This window comes from Bradyrhizobium sp. STM 3809, from assembly GCF_000239795.1.
Lineage (GTDB): Bacteria > Pseudomonadota > Alphaproteobacteria > Rhizobiales > Xanthobacteraceae > Bradyrhizobium.
Genome location: NZ_CAFJ01000316.1, coordinates 1 through 20,525 on the forward strand (window position 1 = coordinate 1; position 20,525 = coordinate 20,525).

12 protein-coding genes are annotated in these 20,525 nt (G+C 64.5%); 11 read left to right on the plus strand and 1 reads right to left on the minus strand.

Going from position 1 to position 20,525, the window contains the following annotated elements; genetic code table 11:
• From rplK to BRAS3809_RS17650, 9 genes are all read left to right on the plus strand, one after another.
• Positions 1 to 369, plus strand: a 369-nt coding sequence (rplK, locus tag BRAS3809_RS17610; protein WP_035656623.1) for a 50S ribosomal protein L11, incomplete at its 5' end; no start/stop codon positions are given.
• Between the two features lie 6 nt (positions 370 to 375).
• Positions 376 to 1,068: a 50S ribosomal protein L1 gene (gene rplA / locus BRAS3809_RS17615; protein WP_008963450.1), complete on the plus strand. Its 693-nt coding sequence runs from the start codon at positions 376 to 378 to the stop codon at positions 1,066 to 1,068.
• Positions 1,069 to 1,147: 79 nt separating this feature from the next.
• Positions 1,148 to 2,125, plus strand: a complete 978-nt coding sequence (locus BRAS3809_RS17620; RefSeq protein ID WP_008963451.1) for a 2-hydroxyacid dehydrogenase — start codon at positions 1,148 to 1,150, stop codon at positions 2,123 to 2,125.
• Positions 2,126 to 2,691: 566 nt separating this feature from the next.
• A complete protein-coding gene (gene rplJ / locus BRAS3809_RS17625; RefSeq protein WP_008963452.1) occupies positions 2,692 to 3,210 on the plus strand; it encodes a 50S ribosomal protein L10 in 519 nt (172 codons plus the stop codon).
• Between the two features lie 60 nt (positions 3,211 to 3,270).
• Positions 3,271 to 3,648: a 50S ribosomal protein L7/L12 gene (rplL, locus tag BRAS3809_RS17630; RefSeq protein WP_008963453.1), complete on the plus strand. Its 378-nt coding sequence runs from the start codon at positions 3,271 to 3,273 to the stop codon at positions 3,646 to 3,648.
• 545 nt (positions 3,649 to 4,193) lie between these two features.
• On the plus strand, positions 4,194 to 8,312 hold the full coding sequence (rpoB, locus tag BRAS3809_RS17635) for a DNA-directed RNA polymerase subunit beta (RefSeq protein WP_008963454.1): 4,119 nt from the start codon (positions 4,194 to 4,196) through the stop codon (positions 8,310 to 8,312).
• 135 nt (positions 8,313 to 8,447) lie between these two features.
• A complete protein-coding gene (gene rpoC, locus BRAS3809_RS17640) occupies positions 8,448 to 12,647 on the plus strand; it encodes a DNA-directed RNA polymerase subunit beta' (protein ID WP_008963455.1) in 4,200 nt (1,399 codons plus the stop codon).
• A 337-nt stretch (positions 12,648 to 12,984) separates the two neighbouring features.
• Positions 12,985 to 15,045 carry an FAD-dependent oxidoreductase gene (locus BRAS3809_RS17645; RefSeq protein WP_008963456.1) on the plus strand — a complete coding sequence of 687 codons (2,061 nt, stop codon included), beginning with the start codon at positions 12,985 to 12,987 and terminating at the stop codon, positions 15,043 to 15,045.
• An 87-nt stretch (positions 15,046 to 15,132) separates the two neighbouring features.
• Positions 15,133 to 17,472, plus strand: a complete 2,340-nt coding sequence (locus BRAS3809_RS17650) for an ABC transporter transmembrane domain-containing protein (protein WP_008963457.1) — start codon at positions 15,133 to 15,135, stop codon at positions 17,470 to 17,472.
• A 36-nt stretch (positions 17,473 to 17,508) separates the two neighbouring features.
• Here BRAS3809_RS17650 and BRAS3809_RS17655 read toward each other — a convergent pair whose 3' ends face one another.
• Complete coding sequence (locus BRAS3809_RS17655; protein ID WP_008963458.1) at positions 17,509 to 18,720, minus strand: FAD-dependent oxidoreductase; 1,212 nt, start codon at positions 18,718 to 18,720, stop codon at positions 17,509 to 17,511.
• Positions 18,721 to 19,550: 830 nt separating this feature from the next.
• Between BRAS3809_RS17655 and rpsL the strand changes: the two genes are divergently transcribed.
• Both rpsL and rpsG read left to right on the plus strand, forming a co-directional pair.
• Complete coding sequence (rpsL, locus tag BRAS3809_RS17660; protein ID WP_006611834.1) at positions 19,551 to 19,922, plus strand: 30S ribosomal protein S12; 372 nt, start codon at positions 19,551 to 19,553, stop codon at positions 19,920 to 19,922.
• A gap of 122 nt (positions 19,923 to 20,044) precedes the next feature.
• A complete protein-coding gene (gene rpsG, locus BRAS3809_RS17665) occupies positions 20,045 to 20,515 on the plus strand; it encodes a 30S ribosomal protein S7 (RefSeq protein WP_008963460.1) in 471 nt (156 codons plus the stop codon).
• The last annotated feature ends 10 nt before the right edge of the window (positions 20,516 to 20,525 follow it).

The window sequence follows — 20,525 nt, forward strand, 5'->3', positions numbered from 1 at the left end:
TCGCCTCCGATCGGCCCCGCGCTCGGTCAGCGCGGTCTCAACATCATGGAGTTCTGCAAGGCGTTCAACGCGCAGACCCAGAAGGAAGAGAAGAACACCCCGATCCCGGTGGTCATCACCATTTACGCGGACCGGTCCTTCACCTTCGAGATGAAGACCCCGCCGATGTCCTACTTCCTCAAGCAGGCCGCCAAGATCCAGTCGGGCTCCAAGGCCCCGGGTCGCGACAAGGCCGGCAAGGTGACCAAGGCGCAGGTGCGCGAGATCGCCGAGAAGAAGATGAAGGACCTGAATTGCGACTCGATCGAGTCGGCCATGAAGATGGTCGAGGGCTCCGCCCGCTCGATGGGTCTGGAAGTTGCGGGGTAAGCGGCCATGGCAATCGGAAAGCGTTTGAAGAAGGCCCGCGAGGGCGTCGACCGCACCAAGCTCTACCCGCTGGCTGACGCCATCAAGCTGGTCAAGGAGCGCGCCACCTCGAAGTTCGACGAGACCATCGAGGTCGCGATCAACCTCGGCGTCGATCCGCGTCACGCCGACCAGATGGTCCGTGGCGTCGTGACGCTGCCGAACGGAACCGGCCGTACGCTGCGCGTCGGCGTGTTCGCCCGTGGCGCTAAGGCCGACGAGGCCAGGGCCGCCGGTGCCGACGTGGTCGGCGCGGAGGACCTGGTCGAGAAGGTGCAGAACGGCAACATCGACTTCGACCGTTGTATCGCCACCCCCGACATGATGCCGCTGGTCGGCCGTCTCGGTAAGGTGCTCGGTCCGCGCGGCATGATGCCGAACCCAAAGATCGGCACCGTGACCATGGACGTCGCCGGCGCCGTCAAGGGTGCCAAGGGCGGTTCGGTCGAGTTCCGCGTCGAGAAGGCCGGCATCATCCAGGCCGGCGTCGGCAAGGCCTCGTTCGCCGAGGACAAGCTGGTCGAGAACATCAAGGCGCTGGCGGACGCGGTCGTGAAGGCCAAGCCGGCAGGCGCCAAGGGCACCTACGTCCAGCGTGTCGCGGTGTCGTCGACGATGGGCCCGGGCGTCAAGGTCGAGCCGGGCACCGTGCTCGCCTAATCGGCCAGGCATGAGCTAGATTAGGAAGGGCGGGATCGTTCAGCGATCCCGCCCTTCGCATTTCGTGGTACCATTCGGCATGCTCGACAAAGTCCTGATCTACTCCCGCCTGCCGAAGTCGATGACCCAGCGGTTTTCCGATCGCTTCGACCTTCTCGATACCGGCGGCAAACCCGCGCATGAGGTGTTTCCGGCGGAGGAGGTGGCGCAGGTCCGGGCGCTGATCACGGCGGGCGCCACGCCGCTCGGGGCCGAGCACATGGACCGGCTGCCGGCACTGGGCGCCATCGTCTGCTACGGCACCGGCTATGACGGCGTCGATCTCAAGGCGGCGGCTGCGCGCAACATCGCCGTCGGGCACAGCCCGGGCGCCAATGCCGCGGCGGTCGCCGATGTCGCGGTCATGCTGATGCTGGCGAGCACGCGGCGGCTGGTGGTGGCCGACGCCTATGTCCGCGACGGCGGCTGGGCCGCGGCGAAGCCATCGCCGCTGATGAAGCCGCCGCCGAGCCTGGCCGGCTGCAAGGTCGGCATCTACGGCATGGGCGCGATCGGCCGCAAGATCGCCGCCCGCGTCGCCGCCTTCGAGGCCGACATCGGCTATTTCAACCGAACCCGTTACAGCGAGCTGCCGTACCCGTATTTCCCGAGCCTCGATGCGCTCGCCGAGTGGTGCACCGTGCTGATGATCGCGGTCCGCGCCAGCGCCGAGACGACGCATGTGGTGAACGCCGATCTGCTGGAGAAACTTGGTCCTGACGGGCACATCGTCAACATCTCGCGCGGCTCTGTGATCGATCAGGACGCGCTGGTCGCCGCGCTGAAGGCCGGCACGATCGCCGGCGCCGGCCTCGACGTGTTCGCCAGGGAACCTCACGTTCCCGATGAGCTGACGACGCTTCCCAATGTGGTGGTGACGCCCCATATCGGCGGCAACACCCGCGAGTCGCATGTGGCGATGCAGGCTTGCGTGATCGCCAATCTCACCGCCTTCTTCGCCGGCGACAAGCTGCCCTATGCGGTATCCGCATCCTCGGCGGGATCCCAAACCGCTTAAGGCGCTCTCGGCAGGTGCGCCGCGCCGTTGATTGGTGCGATTTTTGCTGAGGAGGGCCTTGGCAAGTCGTCATCGACCCGTTAAAGAACCGGCTTCCGGGCGGGTCGGCTTTTGCTGGCGCGCCTGTGCGCGCATTCCGAAAGACGTGGAGAGAGCCAGCATTCCTTTTGAGGATATCCGTTCGGATTTCTCGGAAGGAAGAAGGATCTTTCTGCTCCCGAATGCCGCAGGGGAGGTCGGTCCGCCGATCCCCCCGAATCCTGTCCGAGACTGCAGGCGCCGGCGCGGAAATCCAACTTCCTCAATGGCTTAATCATCCAGCCTGCATAGACGGGTGAAGACCGGATTTCGGCATGTCCTCTGCGCGCGTCGTGGTGGCATGCAGGTTTGGTTCGAACCTCGACACTCCCCGGGCCGAGAGGCCGCGTGGAAGGGCAGGCTATTCATCGCCGTTTTGCCTTGCGTGTCCTCGGGGTCATCGGTCCAGAGGTCAGGTTTGGCGGGCGGCGGGTGCAACCCGGCGGTCCCGCTTTCGGGCGAAGGCCGCCAACCGGAGAGAGCTTGCTGTGGAACGAGCGGCAAAAAAAGAGGCGGTCGAGCAGCTGCACGAGGTCTTCAAGACCACGGGCGTTGCCGTCGTCGCTCACTATTCCGGCCTCACCGTGGCTCAGATGCAGAACCTGCGCAAGCAGATGAAGCAGGCTGGCGCATCGGTGAAGGTCTCGAAGAACCGTCTCGCCAAAATTGCTCTTGAAGGCACGGACGTCGTCGGCATCGGTCCCCTGTTGAAGGGGCCGACCGTGATCGCAACTTCCAACGATCCTGTCGCGGCGCCCAAGGTTGCCATCGAATTCGCCAAGGCGAACGAAAAGTTCGTCATCCTCGGCGGCTCGATGGGCTCAACCGTCCTGAATGTCGACAGCGTGAAGGCTCTCGCCTCGCTGCCGTCGCTGGACGAACTGCGCGGCAAGCTCGTCGGCCTGATCCAGGCTCCGGCGACCAAGCTGGCCCAGCTCGCCAACGCTCCCGCGGCCAAGGTCGCGCGCGTCATTCAGGCTCATGCCTCAAAGGGCGAAGCGGCCTGACGCCCTTCGCAAACACTCACAACCTGGTTTCGAACCGAACCACACTAAGGGACTACATCAATGGCTGACCTGCAGAAGATCGTCGACGACCTCTCGGCCCTCACCGTTCTCGAGGCTGCTGAGCTCGCGAAGCTCCTGGAAGAGAAGTGGGGCGTGTCCGCCGCGGCCGCCGTGGCCGTCGCCGCTCCGGGCGCTGGTGGCGCCGCTGCCGCTCCGGCGGAAGAGAAGACCGAGTTCACCGTTGTCCTGGCGTCGGCCGGCGACAAGAAGATCGAGGTCATCAAGGAAGTCCGCGCCATCACCGGCCTGGGCCTGAAGGAAGCCAAGGACCTCGTCGAGGGTGCTCCGAAGCCGCTCAAGGAAGGCGTCAACAAGGAAGAGGCCGACAAGATCAAGGCTCAGCTCGAGAAGGCTGGCGCCAAGGTCGAGCTCAAGTAATCGGCGATTGCCGGTGGAGTGTCCCGCAGCCTGACGGCAAGGCGTGGCGCATCCAAGCGAATTTGGTGACCGGGTGGTAACATCGCCCGGTCATCATAAAGACAAAGACGTTTGCGGGGGTATCCGGATCGGCCGGAATCGTTGCAAAAGGCGTGCAACGGATCAGTCCGCTGCGGGCCGAACACGGAAAAGTGTGGAGATTTGGGGACGTCGCTCTCGAATCTCGACTAATGTCAACCCATATTGGGTCGGCAGCACGAAAAGCCGGTTTTGGCGATGGAGTGGCGTCTCCGTCGTAAGCCGTTGGGAGATAGGCAATTTCGGGCTTTTGCAGTCCGTGACGAGATGGTTCTGACGAGCGGGTGCGTCCTCGCGCCTCGCGCGTCGTTTTGCGTTTTGGTGGTCTGAAGAACAGATCTGGGACGTTTCCGTTCCGCGCTCTGTCCCTCAGGCCTTCGAAATGGATCGAAATTCAACCCGGAATGACGGTGGCAGCCGCTGTTTCGGAAGGATCGCCCCTCCGGGCGACGACATGAGAGGCCACGATGGCGCAGCAGACATTCACCGGTCGCAAACGTGTTCGCAAGTTCTTTGGACACATCAAGGAAGTCGCGGAGATGCCGAACCTCATCGAGGTTCAGAAGGCGTCCTACGACCAGTTCCTGATGGTGGACGAGCCCACGGGCGGCCGGCCGGATGAGGGCCTGCAGGCGGTGTTCCGCTCGGTGTTCCCGATCTCCGACTTCTCGGGCACCTCGATGCTCGAGTTCGTCCGCTACGAGTTCGAGCCGCCGAAATATGACGTCGACGAGTGCCGCCAGCGCGGCATGACCTTCGCTGCGCCGCTCAAGGTGACCTTGCGCCTCATCGTGTTCGATATCGACGAGGAAACCGGCGCCAAGTCGGTCAAGGACATCAAGGAGCAGGACGTGTACATGGGCGACATCCCGCTCATGACCATGAACGGCACCTTCATCGTCAACGGCACCGAGCGCGTCATCGTTTCGCAGATGCACCGTTCGCCCGGCGTGTTCTTCGACCATGACAAGGGCAAGACCCATTCCTCGGGCAAGCTGCTGTTCGCCGCCCGCGTCATCCCGTATCGCGGCTCCTGGCTCGACATCGAGTTCGACGCCAAGGACATCGTGTTCGCGCGCATCGATCGTCGCCGCAAGATTCCGGTGACGTCGCTGATGTTCGCGCTCGGCCTCGACGGCGAGCAGATCCTCTCGACCTTCTACAAGAAGCTGATCTACAAGCGCATCAAGGAAGGCTGGCGCGTTCCGTTCGACGCCAACCGTTTCCGCGGCTATTCGACCGTCAACGACCTGATCGACGCCGACACCGGCAAGGTCGTGCTCGAGGCCGGCAAGAAGCTCACCGTTCGCGCCGCCCGCCAGCTCCAGGAGAAGGGGCTGAAGGCGCTGCGCATGTCGGACGAGGAGCTGCTCGGCAACTACATCGCCGAGGATCTCGTCAACCCGAAGACCGGCGAGATCTACGCCGAGGCCGGCGAGGAGATCACCGACAAGCTGTTCAAGGTGCTGAACGAGCAGGGCTACAAGGACCTGCCGCTGCTCGACATCGACCACGTCAATGTCGGCCCCTACATCCGCAACACGCTCTCCGCCGACAAGAACATGACGCGTGAGGACGCGCTGTTCGACATCTACCGCGTGATGCGTCCGGGTGAGCCGCCGACGCTCGATTCCGCGCAGGCGATGTTCCAGTCGCTGTTCTTCGATGCCGAGCGCTACGACCTCTCCGCGGTCGGCCGCGTCAAGATGAACATGCGCCTCGAGCTCGATGCGCCGGACACCCAGCGCACCCTGCGCAAGGAAGACATCCTGGCGGTCATCAAGACCCTGGTCGACCTGCGCGACGGCAAGGGCGAGATCGACGACATCGACCATCTCGGCAACCGCCGCGTCCGCTCGGTCGGCGAGCTGATGGAGAACCAGTACCGTATCGGTCTGCTCCGCATGGAGCGCGCCATCAAGGAGCGCATGTCGAGCGTCGACATCGACACCGTGATGCCGCAGGACCTGATCAACGCGAAGCCTGCCGCGGCCGCGGTGCGCGAGTTCTTCGGCTCGTCGCAGCTGTCGCAGTTCATGGACCAGACCAACCCGCTGTCGGAGATCACCCACAAGCGCCGCCTGTCGGCGCTTGGACCGGGCGGTCTGACCCGCGAGCGCGCCGGCTTCGAGGTGCGCGACGTGCATCCGACGCATTACGGCCGTATCTGCCCGATCGAGACGCCGGAAGGTCCGAACATCGGTCTGATCAACTCGCTGGCGACGTTTGCCCGCGTCAACAAGTATGGCTTCGTCGAGACGCCGTACCGCAAGGTCAAGGACGGCCGCGTCACCGACGAGGTGGTGTATCTGTCCGCCATGGAGGAGGGGCGCTACCGCGTCGCGCAGGCCAACGTGCCGCTCGATGCCAAGGGCCGCTTCACCGAGGACCTCGTGGTCTGCCGTCATGCCGGCGAAGTCGTGCCGATGACGCCGGACAAGGTCGACTACATGGACGTGTCGCCGAAGCAGCTCGTTTCGGTCGCCGCGGCGCTGATCCCGTTCCTGGAGAACGACGACGCCAACCGCGCGCTGATGGGCTCGAACATGCAGCGCCAGGCGGTGCCGCTGGTTCGCGCCGAGGCGCCGTTCGTCGGCACCGGCATGGAAGGCGTCGTGGCGCGTGACTCGGGCGCCGCGATCGCGGCGCGCCGTTCGGGCGTGATCGACCAGATCGACGCCACCCGCGTCGTCATCCGCGCCACGGAAGATCTCGATCCGACCAAGTCGGGCGTCGACATCTACCGGCTGATGAAGTTCCAGCGCTCCAACCAGTCGACCTGCATCAATCAGCGTCCGCTGGTGAAGGTCGGCGACATCGTCAAGAAGGGCGACATCATCGCGGACGGTCCCTCGACCGATCTCGGCGAGCTCGCGCTCGGCCGTAACGTGCTCGTCGCGTTCATGCCGTGGAACGGCTACAACTTCGAAGACTCGATCCTGCTCTCCGAGCGGATCGTGAAGGAAGACGTCTTCACCTCGATCCACATCGAGGAGTTCGAGGTGATGGCCCGCGACACCAAGCTGGGCCCTGAGGAAATCACGCGCGACATTCCGAACGTGTCGGAAGAGGCGCTGAAGAACCTCGACGAAGCCGGCATCGTCTACATCGGCGCGGAAGTGCGCGCAGGCGACATCCTGGTCGGCAAGATCACGCCGAAGGGCGAGAGCCCGATGACGCCGGAAGAGAAGCTGCTGCGCGCCATCTTCGGCGAGAAGGCTTCGGATGTCCGCGACACCTCGCTGCGGGTGCCGCCGGGCGTGCAGGGCACGATCGTCGAAGTCCGCGTGTTCAACCGTCACGGCGTCGACAAGGACGAGCGTGCGCTGGCGATCGAGCGGGAAGAGATCGAGCGTCTCGCCAAGGACCGTGACGACGAGCAGGCGATCCTGGACCGCAACGTCTACAGCCGTCTCGCCGACATGCTGGATGGCCGCCAGGGCATCTCCGGCCCGAAGGGCTTCAAGAAGGACACCAAGATCACCCGTGCGGTGCTCGACGAGTATCCGAAGTCGCAGTGGTGGCTGTTCGCGGCGTCGAACGACAAGCTGATGGCCGAGATCGAGGCCATGCGGAAGCAGTACGACGAGTCGAAGAAGGGCCTCGAGCAGCGCTTCCTCGACAAGGTCGAGAAGCTGCAGCGCGGCGACGAGCTGCCGCCGGGCGTCATGAAGATGGTCAAGGTCTTCGTCGCTGTGAAGCGCAAGATCCAGCCGGGCGACAAGATGGCCGGCCGTCACGGCAACAAGGGCGTCGTCTCCAAGATCGTTCCGATCGAGGACATGCCGTTCCTGGAGGACGGCACCCACGCGGACATCGTGCTGAACCCGCTGGGCGTGCCCTCGCGCATGAACGTCGGCCAGATCCTCGAGACCCATCTCGGCTGGGCCTGCGCCGGCCTCGGCAAGCGCATCGCCCAGACGGTCGATGCCTATCTGTCGAAGCAGGATGTCAAGCCGCTGAAGGAGACCTTGAAGCGGATCTACGGTGAGGACGAGACCATCAAGACGCTCAACGACAATGAGCTGCTTGAGCTCGGCCACAATCTGAGCCGCGGCGTGCCGATCGCCACCCCGGTGTTCGACGGCGCCAAGGAGAGCGACATCGAGGAGATGCTGAAGCTCGCCGGGATGGACGCGTCCGGCCAGTCGACCGTCTATGACGGCCGCACCGGCGACCCGTTCGATCGCAAGGTCACCGTCGGCTACATCTACATGCTGAAGCTGCACCATCTGGTCGACGACAAGATCCATGCGCGTTCGATCGGCCCGTACTCGCTGGTCACCCAGCAGCCGCTGGGCGGCAAGGCCCAGTTCGGCGGCCAGCGCTTCGGCGAAATGGAGGTGTGGGCGCTCGAAGCCTATGGCGCCGCCTACACGCTGCAGGAGATGCTGACGGTGAAGTCGGACGACGTCGCCGGCCGCACCAAGGTCTACGAGGCGATCGTGCGCGGCGACGACACGTTCGAGGCCGGTATTCCGGAATCGTTCAACGTGCTGGTCAAGGAAATGCGCTCCCTCGGCCTCAACGTCGACCTGCACAACTCCAAGCTCGGACCGGCGCCGACGTCGGAAGCCGCCGAGTAGGTCAAGCGATCAGGCCCGGCCGCCCCAAGCGGCCGGGTGCCGGCGCCTTCCTCCCGCGGGTCGGGGCAGGGCGCCCTCTGCCAAGAGATTTTCGAATTTGCGGCTGACCCCCGATCGGTCCGCGAGGAGAATACGATGAACCAAGAAATTATGAATCTCTTCAATCCGACGACTCCGGCTCAGGTCTTCGACCAGATCCGGATCTCGATCGCGTCGCCGGAAAAGATTCTGTCCTGGTCCTACGGCGAGATTAAGAAGCCGGAAACGATCAACTACCGCACCTTCAAGCCGGAGCGCGACGGCCTGTTCTGCGCCCGCATCTTCGGGCCGATCAAGGACTACGAGTGCCTGTGCGGCAAGTACAAGCGGATGAAGTACAAGGGCATCATCTGCGAGAAGTGCTCGGTCGAGGTGACCTTGTCGCGCGTCCGGCGCGAGCGCATGGGCCACATCGAGCTGGCCGCTCCCGTCGCGCACATCTGGTTCCTGAAGTCGCTGCCGTCGCGCATCGGCCTCCTGCTCGACATGACGCTGAAGGATCTCGAGCGGATCCTGTACTTCGAATACTACGTCGTCCTCGAGCCGGGTCTCACCGCGCTCAAGGACCGTCAGCTGCTGTCCGAGGACGAGTACCTCAAGGCGCAGGACGAGTACGGCCAGGACAGCTTCACCGCCATGATCGGCGCCGAGGCCATCCGTGAGCTCTTGCGCGGCCTCGAGCTCGAGAAGCTCGAGCAGACGCTGCGTGCCGAGATGCAGGAGACCGACTCCGACATCAAGCACAAGAAGCTCGCCAAGCGCCTGAAGATCGTCGAGGCGTTCCGCCACTCCGGCAACAAGCCGGAATGGATGATCATGACCGTCGTGCCGGTGATCCCGCCGGACCTGCGGCCGCTGGTGCCGCTCGACGGCGGCCGCTTCGCGACCTCCGACCTGAACGACCTCTACCGCCGCGTCATCAACCGCAACAACCGCCTCAAGCGGCTGATGGAGCTGCGCGCGCCCGACATCATCATCCGCAACGAGAAGCGCATGCTTCAGGAGGCGGTGGATGCGCTGTTCGACAACGGCCGCCGCGGCCGCGTCATCACCGGCGCCAACAAGCGTCCGCTGAAGTCGCTCGCCGACATGCTCAAGGGCAAGCAGGGCCGCTTCCGTCAGAACCTGCTCGGCAAGCGCGTCGACTACTCCGGCCGTTCGGTCATCGTCGTCGGTCCGGAGCTGCGCCTGCATCAGTGCGGCCTGCCGAAGAAGATGGCGCTCGAGCTGTTCAAACCGTTCATCTACTCGCGGCTCGACGCCAAGGGTCTGTCGACCACCGTCAAGCAGGCCAAGAAGCTGGTCGAGAAGGAGCGTCCCGAGGTCTGGGACATCCTGGACGAGGTCATCCGCGAGCATCCGGTGCTGCTGAACCGCGCGCCGACCCTGCATCGCCTCGGCATTCAGGCGTTCGAGCCGGTGCTGATCGAGGGCAAGGCGATCCAGCTGCATCCGCTGGTCTGCTCGGCCTTCAACGCCGACTTCGACGGCGACCAGATGGCCGTGCACGTTCCGCTGTCGCTCGAAGCGCAGCTGGAAGCGCGCGTCCTGATGATGTCGACCAACAACATCCTGCATCCCGCGAACGGTCAGCCGATCATCGTGCCGTCGCAGGACATCGTGCTTGGTCTGTACTACGTCTCGATCATGCGCGAAGGCATGCCCGGCCAGGGCATGGCGTTCGGCAACATGGCCGAGCTCGAGCATGCGCTGCACGCCAAGGCCATCCATCTCCACAGCAAGATCAAGTATCGCTGGGAGGGGATGAACGAGGAGGGCAAGATCGCCAAGCGCTGGATCGAGACCACCGCGGGCCGCGTCATGCTCGGCAACCTCCTGCCGAAGCATCCGCGCGTGACTTTCGAGGTCATCAACAAGCTGATGACCAAGCGCGAGATCTCGGGCGTCATCGATCAGGTCTACCGTCACTGCGGTCAGAAGGAGACGGTGATCTTCTGCGACCGCATCATGGCCCTCGGCTTCTACAACGCTTTCAAGGCGGGCATCTCGTTCGGCAAGGACGACATGGTCGTGCCGGCCGGCAAGTGGAAGATCGTCGACACCACCCGTACGCTGGCGAAGGACTTCGAGCAGCAGTACAATGACGGCCTGATCACCCATGGCGAGAAGTACAACAAGGTCGTCGACGCCTGGTCGAAGGCCTCGGAGGAAATCGCCAAGGAGATGATGAAGGAGATCTCCGTCACCAAGAAGACGGCGACGGGCGCCGATGCCGACATCAACTCGATCTACATGATGTCGCACTCCGGTGCGCGTGGTTCGCCGGCCCAGATGCGTCAGCTCGCCGGCATGCGCGGCCTGATGGCCAAGCCGTCGGGTGAGATCATCGAGACGCCGATCATCTCGAACTTCAAGGAAGGTCTCTCGGTTCTCGAGTACTTCAACTCGACCCACGGCGCCCGCAAGGGCCTCGCGGACACCGCGTTGAAGACCGCGAACTCGGGTTACCTGACCCGTCGTCTGGTCGACGTCGCGCAGGACTGCATCATCACGCAGGACGATTGCGGCACGCATCTCGGCATCAAGATGCGGGCGATCGTCGACGCCGGTACGCTGGTCGCCTCGCTCGGCTCGCGCATCCTGGGCCGCGTGCCGTGCGACGACGTGCGCGATCCCGCCACCAACGCCGTGCTGGTCAAGGCCGGCACCCTGATGGAGGAGAGCCACATCGACGCCATCCAGCAAGCGGGCGTGCAGGAGGTGAAGATTCGTTCGGCGCTCACCTGCGAGCTCGTCAACGGCATCTGCAAGATGTGCTACGGCCGCGACCTCGCGCGCGGTACCCCGGTCAACCACGGCGAGGCTGTCGGCGTCATCGCCGCGCAGTCGATCGGTGAGCCCGGCACCCAGCTGACGATGCGTACGTTCCACATCGGCGGCGCGGCGCAGCTGAACGAGCAGTCCTTCGTGGAATCGAACTTCGAAGGCAAGGTGGTCATCCGCAACAAGGCGATCGCTCGCAACAGCGAGGGTCACCTGATCGCGATGGTCCGCAACATGGTCGTGACGATCGTCGACCCCGACGGCACCGAGCGTGCGACGCACCGTATCCAGTACGGCTCGCGCATGCATGTCGACGACGGCGACATGATCAAGCGCGGCCAGCGCATCGCCGAGTGGGATCCCTACACCCGTCCGATCCTCACGGAAGCGGAGGGCACGATCGGGTTCGAGGATCTCACCGAAGGTCTGTCGATCTCGGAGACGCTCGACGAGTCCACCGGTATCGCCAAGCGCGTGGTCATCGACTGGCGTGGAACGCGCGGTGGCGCGGATCTGCGTCCGGCGATCGTGATCAAGGGCAAGGACGGCAAGGTGCTCAAGCTCGCCCGTGGCGGCGATGCCCGCTACATGCTGTCGGTCGACGCCATTCTGTCGGTCGACATCGGAGCGACGGTCAAGCCGGGCGACATCCTGGCGCGTATCTCGACCGAGAGCGCCAAGACGCGCGACATCACCGGCGGTCTGCCGCGGGTGGCGGAGCTGTTCGAAGCGCGCAAGCCGAAGGATGCCGCGATCATCGCCGAGATCGCCGGCACCATCCGGTTCGGCCGCGACTACAAGAACAAGCGTCGCATCTCGATCGAGCCGGTCGACAAGACCGAGGAGCCGCGCGAGTACCTGATCCCGAAGGGCAAGCACATCCACCTGCAGGATGGCGACATCGTCGAGAAGGGTGACTTCATCGTCGAGGGCAACCCGGCGCCGCACGACATCCTGGCGATCAAGGGCATCGAGGAACTCGCGGCCTATCTGGTCAACGAGATCCAAGAGGTCTACCGGCTGCAGGGCGTGCTCATCAACGACAAGCACATCGAGGTGATTGTCCGTCAGATGCTGCAGAAGATCGAGGTCACCGACCAGGGCGACACCGACATGATCGCCGGCGAGCAGGTCGACAAGATCGAGTTCGACGCGCTGAACGCGAAGGCGCAGGAGGAGGGCAAGAAGCCCGCCACCGGCAATCCGGTTCTGCTCGGCATCACCAAGGCGAGCCTGCAGACCCGGTCGTTCTTCTCGGCGGCCTCGTTCCAGGAGACCACCCGCGTCCTCACCGAGGCGGCGGTCAACGGCAAGATCGATCCGCTCGAGGGTCTCAAGGAGAACGTCATCGTCGGCCGTCTCATCCCGGCCGGCACCGGCGCCTCCATGGCCCGCATCCGCGAAGTCGCTCTCAAGCGCGACAAGCTGATTCTCGACGAGCGCGAGAAGCAGGCCGCGATCGTGCCATCGCAGCCCGAGCCGCAGCCGCTGGCGCTGCCGCCCGCGGAGTGAACAGAACGCTGCGGCAGGCCCTGACGGTGTCAGGGTCTGCCCGTCGTTCATCTGACGTAGAAAGGGCCGGCGTTTGCCGGCCTTTTTTTAACAAGATATTCTCCCGTTGCCGCGCTGCTGCCCCGTTGTTCATCTTCCCTTCAGGCACAAAGGCGCTTCTGGGAGCATCAGATCCGCTAGGCTGATTCAGTCCACCGCCATGGCGCTGCGCCGATTTGCTCGGGCGCAAAGCCTGCGCGGGCCGGATAGGCTATGGCCGATCGAGCCCCGAGGGTGGCAGGACCCGTGACACGGACGACCGGCGTTGTCGCAGACAGCCGGAGATGGCGGAACTTCGATGCTTGACCTTGCGATTGTTGGTGGCGGCCCGGGCGGCCTGATGAGCGCCTGGTACTTGAGGCGGAAGCTCGGTGATCTCTGCAAGGTGACGATCTTCGAGGCGTCCGACCGGCTCGGCGGCAAGATCGTCACGCGCAAGTTCGACAGCGCTCCGGCGATGTACGAAGCCGGCGTCGCCGAGATCTACGACTACTCGATGACCGGCCCGGATCCCTTGCGCGAGCTGATCCAGCATTTCGGCCTGCAGACCATCCCGATGGATGCGATGCAGGTGCAGCTCGACGGCGAGCTGCTCGACGACGTGCCCGGCCTGCGCCGCAAATACGGGCCGAAGACGGCCGCCGCGGTCGAGGCGTTCCGCAAGCGTTGCACCGAGGTGATTTCGCCCGTCGAGTATTACGAGGGCGTTGGCGCTCACGACAACGAGCACCCCTGGGCTTACAAGACCTGCGAGGAGCTGCTCGACGAGGAGGTCGAGGATCCCACCGCCAAGCGCTTCTTCAAGGTGATGGCGCGCTCCGATCTCGCGACCGAGGCCCACAACACCAACGGCCTCAACGCGCTCAAGAACTTCGTGATGGATATCGACGACTACATCGGTCTGTATTCCATCCAGAACGGCAATGAGCAGCTGATCGAATGCCTGCGTTCGGAGGTCGATGCCGACATCCAGCTCAACCATCGTGTGCTGCGCATCGGCAAGACCGAGCAGGGCCGCTACCGGCTGAACATGATGAACGGCAAGGGCCCGGAGACGCGCGAGTTCGATCTCGTGCTGGTGTGCCTGCCGCATTCCTGGCTGTCGACGGTGGGCTGGGAAGGCGAGAAGCTGCGCCGCTCGATGGTCAAGCACGTCGCCTATTTCGACCGTCCGGCGCACTATCTGCGCGTCTCGATCCTGTTCGATTCCCCGTTCTGGGGCGACAAGATCCCGGGCTCCTGGTTCATGTCGGAGGCGTTCGGCGGCTGCTGCATCTACAACGAGGGCTCGCGCCACGACGTCGGCAAGCACGGCGTGCTGAACTGGCTGATCGCCGGTTCCGACGCGCTCGCGTTCGCCAATCTGTCCGACCAGGAACTGATCGACGCGGCGCTGAAGTCGCTGCCGGCGGCGCTCGGCGATTCCAGGGCGCATTTCATGGAAGGCAAGATCCATCGCTGGCTGTCCTCGGTCAACGCCTTGCCCGGCGGCCTGCCGGTGCGCGACGTCATGACCAACCATCGTCCCGAGCCGAAGGAGCATCCGGGGATCGTGGTGGTCGGCGATTATCTGTTCGATTCGACGCTCAACGGCCTGCTCGACTCGTCGGATGCCGCGACCGACATCATCCTGACCGAGATGATGCGGCTGCGTCGTGCCAAGTCGCAGGCGGAGACCCCGCTGTCGGACAAGATCGATCGCGACTATTTCGACAATTATCGCGGGCAGGGGCCGTACGGCGAGGTCTGGTCGCAGTTCACCGACCCCGACTACCTGCTGAGCCTGATCAAGACCGTCTGGAACAAGAGCAAGGGCAAGGGCTACAAGCTCCTGGTGGCCGGCTCGGCGAGCGGCGAACTGGTCGGCGCGCTGCGCGAGCGCGGCATCGATGCCTGGGGCATCGAGAACAACCGCTACATCCACGGCAAGACGCCGAAGGCGCTGAAGAAGTACAACAAGCTCGGCTCCATCACCGACCTGCCGTTCAAGAAAGGCGAGTTCGACTTCGTGTTCGAGACCAGCCTGTGCCATCTCGGCGACAAGCAGGTCGCGCGCGCGATTCGCGAGCTGAACCGCGTGGTCAAGACGGGCCTCGTGTTCGGCTCGATCACCTCGGACATGGCGCCGGCGCTGGTCGACCGCTACGACCTCTTGCGCGGGGTCAGGAAGCTCGGCACCTGGTGGGAATGGTCGGAGCTGTTCTTCGGCAACGGCTTCGATCTGGCGATGCACCGCCGCGACTGCACCGACGAGGTCTGGGCTGCGACGCTGGCCGCCAACAAGGGCCCCGGCCAGTGGTATGCCGACGCCGACAGCCTGCGCTATTCGTTCTTCGACAAGGTCGAGGACGAGGATTGAGGACGCTGGCCGCGGCGCCGTGCAGATGGTAAAGGCCTGACGCGCAAGGCTGGCGCTCTCGTCGGCCGCGCTGCTGCGGTTGGTTGCATGTCGCCCAAGAAGCCAGAGTCCAAGTCAGGGTCGATACCGGCCTCCAAATCGGGCAAGAAGCGAGGTTCGAAATCCAATTCGACCTCGTCGTCTCCCGGCGAGAACGCGGACGATCGAATCGCCGGCGAGCGCATCGCAGCCGCCGCGGGCGCCGCAGCCGAGATCGCCAAGCGGCTGTCTGGCACCGCCGCGCCATCCCAAGCGCCGCAGGGATCCCCAGCGCCCCAGCAACCTCAAGCGTCCCAGGAACCTCAAGCGCCGCAGGCATCCGAAGCGCCGCAGGTATCCGAGCCGTCACAGGTCGCTCAAGCGCCGGAGGCGGCCGAACCGCAGCAGGCATCGAAGCCGCCGCAGGCTGCCAAGCCGCCGCAGGCCATCAAGCCGCCGCCGCCGAAGCCTGCGCCGCCGCCCTCCGATGAAGATGACGATGAGGACGACGAAGACGAGGACGATCTCGACGACGACGATGATGACGAGGATCTCGTCGTCTACAGCGCCCGCGAAGCTGCCGGCGCGCTTGCGACGATCTACGGCTTCGTCTCGCCGCTGCTCGGCAAATACAAGAAGATGCTGGCCTTCGTCACGATCGGCGTGCTGATCGAGACGCTGTTCAACGTCATCATGCCGCTGAGCCTCAAGTTCCTGATCGACGACGCGCTCGGCGAGGAGGATTTCGAGGCGCTGTATCGCATCCTCGGCGTGCTCGCCGTCGCCGGCATCTTCACCTCGATCGTCGCCGTGCTCTACGAGCGCTGGGACGCCCGCCTTGCGGCCTGCGTCATCTCCGACGTCCGCACCCGCCTGTTCGACCACGTGCAGAATCTGCCGGCGGCCTATTTCCAGCGCACCAAGCGCGGCGAGATCCTGTCGCGTTTCTCCGTCGACATGTCGGCGTTCGAGGGCGTCGTCAAGACCTTCGCCAACAGCGCCGCGCTGCCGCTGCTCGAGCTCATCGCCGGCATCATCCTGATGCTGTTCCTCAACTGGCAGCTCGCCGCGATCGCCCTCCTGGTGTTCCCGATCACCTTGATCGGTCCGCGAATCCTGACGCCAAAGGCCGTTCAGGCCAATTACGAGCAGAAGCTCAACGAGGCCTCGCTGCTCGGCGTGATCCAGGAGAACATCGCCGCGCAGGCGGTCATCAAGGCCTTCAGCCTGCATCGCCGGGTGTTCGGCTGGTTCAGCTTCCGCAACGACGAGGCCAGGCGCAAGATCGCGGATGCGATGTTCCTCTCGACCATGGTCGAGCGCACGGTGACCATCGCCGTGCTGCTGCTGCATCTGGTCGTGCTCGCGATCGGCGCCTATCTCGCGACGAAGGGGCAGATCACGGTCGGCACCTTCGTCACCTTCGAGAGCGCATTCTGGGAGGTCTCCTACAACATCGCCCATGTGATGCACTTCATTCCGGTGTCGATCTCCTCGGCGGCCGCGATTCGCCACATGCAGGAGCTGCTCGACGAGCCGACCCGGGGCGCCGATCGGCCCGGCGCGCCGGACCTGCCGCGCATCAGCCACGACATCACCTTCGAGCGCGTCAGCTTCCAATACGAGGGCAGCGAGACGCCGGTGCTCGACAATCTCAGCCTCAAGCTCGACGTCGGCAAGCGGATCGCCATCGTCGGTCCGTCCGGCTCCGGCAAGAGCACGCTGCTCAATCTCATCCTGCGGCTCTACGTGCCGGATGAGGGGCGCGTCACGATCGACGGCGTCGACATCCGCAAGGTCACGCGCGATTCGCTCCGCGGCAGCATGGCTGTGGTGTTCCAGGAGAACATGCTGTTCAACATGTCGCTGCGGGAGAACATCCGGCTCGGCAAGGAGAATGCGACCGACGAGGAGGTGGAGGAGGCGGCCAAGAAGGCCGAGATCCACCGCTACATCATGAGCCTGCCGCAGAAATACGACACCATCGTCGGCGAGCGCGGCGATACGTTGTCGGGCGGCCAGCGCCAGCGCATCGCGATCGCCCGCGCCATCATCCGCAATCCTTCGGTGCTGCTGCTCGACGAGGCGACCTCCGCGCTCGACCAGACCACCGAGGCCGCGATCAATCGCACCTTGCTGAAGGTCGCCAAGGGCCGCACCATGATCTGGTCGACCCATCGCCTCACGTCAGTGGTCGAGATGGACGAGATCATCGTCATCTCTGGCGGCCGCGCCATCGAGCGCGGCAGCCACGCCGAGCTGCTCGCCAAGAACGGCACCTATCGCAAGCTCTGGGACGACCAGGGCCACCAGCCGAGCCGGCAGGATCAGGTCGATAACGAAGACGATGATGATGATGACGAAGACGACCTCGAGGATGACGAGGACGACGACGAGGAAGAGGAATAGTCCGTAGCCCGCATAAGCGCAGCGACATGCGGGGCCTCATGAGCTATGTGTGAGACCCCGGATCTCGCTGCGCTCATCCGGGCTGCGAGCGGTAGCCGCGACCGGGGCGCCGGCCATCCGATGCCGCACGCCGCGACCGAGCGACACCGCAAACCGCGCCCAGCGCTGCGCCAGCCAATACGGGCCGGTGCCGACCGAAACCTCCCGGAACCGCCAGGCCTTGTCGAGCGACCACGCATCGCAGGCTCGCTTGACCGGGTCGTCGTAGAACGCCGCGATCTTTGCCTCGCTCATGCCGTCGGTGGCCAGCCAGCGCGGGATGGGGACGTTGCACAACCGCTCGACGTCGGTGAACACCTTGTCCGAGCCGGTTCCCGTCACCGGGCAGGTGGTGCAGAAGGCATCCCCGACCAGCACCACGCCGGGAATGCGGGTGCCGCTGTTCACGACCAGGTCGGCCGGCCGGACCTTGACCTCGCCGCTGACGGCGTAATCGCCGGTAATCCGTTTGAGGCCAGGCAGGGTGGCGTCCAGGGTCTCAGCCGGGTTGCGCCGGATCGCCCGCAGCCAGGGATCGTCGACCGCGCGATAGGCGAACAGATTCGCCCGCATGCGGTCGCCGATCGGAAACAGGGTGATGTAGGGCACCCGGGCGCCGGCGCGCTCCTGAAAATAGGTCATCGCCGGGAACGGGAAGGCGGGCCGGCCGACCGGCTCCAGATCGAAGCCGACCGAGATCGAATGCGCCGGGCTGGTGATCGTCCGGGTGATTCCCAGCTGATGCCGCAGGCCGACATTGAGGCCATTGGCGAGCACGACCAGGCGGGCCGAGATCGTCTCTCCGGTGGAGAGCGCGACGGACTGGCGATCCTCGCTCGGGGTGATCGTGACCGCCTTGGCCACGATTCGCTGGACGTGGTCCGGAATCTCCTCGCGCACCGCCGCGATCAGCGCATCGTAGAGGATGCCGTATTGATGTGCCGGCGCCCTGTCCAGCACGTAGCCGAATCGCGCGATCCAGTTCTCGGCCGCGAGCGTCGCCCGGTACAGCGCCTTGTCCGCAACGCCGGTGCGGCGGAATCGCGCGATCTGCTCCGCTCCCGAGATCTTCTCGATTCGGAAGTCCGGCGGGTAAACCGCGTGGGGATCGACCAGAATCGCGGCAATGCCCGCCCGCCCGAGCATGGCCGCCGCGATCGAGCCGGCCAGGCCGCCGCCGATGATCGCGATGTCGGTATAATGGGGCATGTGACGCCTCGTCGAGGCGCCAACCTTGGCTGCGAAAGCCGAACAAAGCCTTAGCCGGGATGTTTCAGATTGTTGCGGAGGGTGAACCGGGGGATTCGCGGGGGCCGTAGGGTGGGCAAAGGCGATGCCGCGCTGCATCCACGCCCGGGTCCGTGGTGGCGCCGTGCCCACCGTCGGGCGGCCGTGCTCCGTGGTCGGACGGTGGGCACGCTGCCGCCCTGCGGGCGGCTGCTTTGCCCACCCTACGATACCGGGATTCTCAGGGTTCTCAGAGGCTTGATGCGTCTGCTTGAGTGAATAGGTAAGCGGGGCCGTGACCGGCGCTGCGGCGCAGGCTGAACGCGGCCGGCAGCGACATACAAACGGCTGGTTTGCGCGTGCTGCGGCGTCGTTTTGCTTGACTTGGGGTTTTACCACTTATAAAAGGCGCGCACTCAACGACAGGCGGTGAGCTTCGCCAGCGTCGGTACGGATCACCCGGACCGCCCGAACAGGGCACGATGGGCACCAACCTCGACGAATGCCGCTCAAACGCTGTCGATCATAGCTAGGCAATGCCAGAACGATTTTAGATCTCTCGAGCTCGTTCTCTTGAGACCAATTTCGGATGCATGACCTCGGTAGGCCGCCGCCAGCGCAAGCTGGAGGAGGGTGATCGCGGTCCTCTGTGGCGTCAAGCGCTTTCCGTTCAGCGATGAACGGTTGGCGCAATTTCGTTTTGCGCGGATTTTCGTCGCGCTGGGCGGCCCGGTGAGGCGGGGAACCTCGAACAGAATTTGCGGAAGCCGGTGACGGTTTCCGTGCGAACGTTGAGAAGGGTGAAGGCCAAGATGCCGACGATCAACCAGCTGATCGCAAATCCGCGCGAAGTGCAGAAGTCGCGCAAGAAGGTGCCGGCGCTGCAGCAGTCGCCGCAGAAGCGTGGCGTTTGCACGCGCGTCTACACCACGACCCCGAAGAAGCCGAACTCGGCGCTTCGTAAGGTCGCCAAGGTGCGCCTGACCAACGGCTTCGAGGTGATCGGCTACATCCCGGGTGAAGGCCATAACCTGCAGGAGCACTCGGTGGTCATGATCCGCGGCGGCCGCGTCAAGGACTTGCCGGGCGTGCGTTACCACATCCTCCGCGGCGTGCTGGATACCCAGGGCGTCAAGAACCGTAAGCAGCGCCGTTCGAAGTACGGCGCCAAGCGTCCGAAGTGATCGTAGCGTAGCGGAGATCATCCCCGGGTGAGCGCAGCGAGATCCGGGGATCTGCCACATAGGATTTAATCGGAGATGGTCGGGGCGAGCCTGGCCATCACGAGCAAGAAGAGACAACACAGATGTCGCGTCGCCATTCTGCCGAGAAGCGTGAAGTTCTGCCGGATCCGAAGTTCGGGAACATCATCGTCACCAAGTTCATGAACTCCGTGATGTATGCCGGCAAGAAGTCGGTCGCCGAGAGCATCGTCTATGGCGCCTTCGGCATCATCGAGACCAAGACCAAGCAGAACCCGCTGACGGTGTTCGAGCAGGCGCTCGACAACGTCATGCCGACCATCGAGGTCCGCTCCCGCCGCGTCGGCGGCGCGACCTACCAGGTGCCGGTCGAGGTTCGTTCGACCCGCCGTCAGGCGCTGGGCATCCGCTGGCTGATCTCGGCGGCGCGCGACCGCAACGAGAAGACCATGACCGAGCGGCTTTCGGCGGAGCTGCTCGATGCCTCCAACAACCGGGGGAACGCCGTGAAGAAGCGTGAAGACGTGCACCGGATGGCGGAAGCCAACCGCGCCTTCTCGCACTACCGCTGGTAACAGCGGCCCG

What these genes read in the sequence shown, in the direction of transcription:
- rplA (WP_008963450.1), top strand. Translation starts at nt 376, where the DNA reads ATGGCAATCGGAAAGCGTTTGAAGAAGGCCCGCGAGGGCGTCGACCGC.
- BRAS3809_RS17620 (WP_008963451.1), top strand. Translation starts at nt 1,148, where the DNA reads ATGCTCGACAAAGTCCTGATCTACTCCCGCCTGCCGAAGTCGATGACC.
- rplL (WP_008963453.1), top strand. Translation starts at nt 3,271, where the DNA reads ATGGCTGACCTGCAGAAGATCGTCGACGACCTCTCGGCCCTCACCGTT.
- rpoB (WP_008963454.1), top strand. Translation starts at nt 4,194, where the DNA reads ATGGCGCAGCAGACATTCACCGGTCGCAAACGTGTTCGCAAGTTCTTT.
- rpoC (WP_008963455.1), top strand. Translation starts at nt 8,448, where the DNA reads ATGAACCAAGAAATTATGAATCTCTTCAATCCGACGACTCCGGCTCAG.
- BRAS3809_RS17645 (WP_008963456.1), top strand. Translation starts at nt 12,985, where the DNA reads ATGCTTGACCTTGCGATTGTTGGTGGCGGCCCGGGCGGCCTGATGAGC.
- BRAS3809_RS17650 (WP_008963457.1), top strand. Translation starts at nt 15,133, where the DNA reads ATGTCGCCCAAGAAGCCAGAGTCCAAGTCAGGGTCGATACCGGCCTCC.
- BRAS3809_RS17655 (WP_008963458.1), bottom strand. Translation starts at nt 18,720, where the DNA reads ATGCCCCATTATACCGACATCGCGATCATCGGCGGCGGCCTGGCCGGC.
- rpsL (WP_006611834.1), top strand. Translation starts at nt 19,551, where the DNA reads ATGCCGACGATCAACCAGCTGATCGCAAATCCGCGCGAAGTGCAGAAG.
- rpsG (WP_008963460.1), top strand. Translation starts at nt 20,045, where the DNA reads ATGTCGCGTCGCCATTCTGCCGAGAAGCGTGAAGTTCTGCCGGATCCG.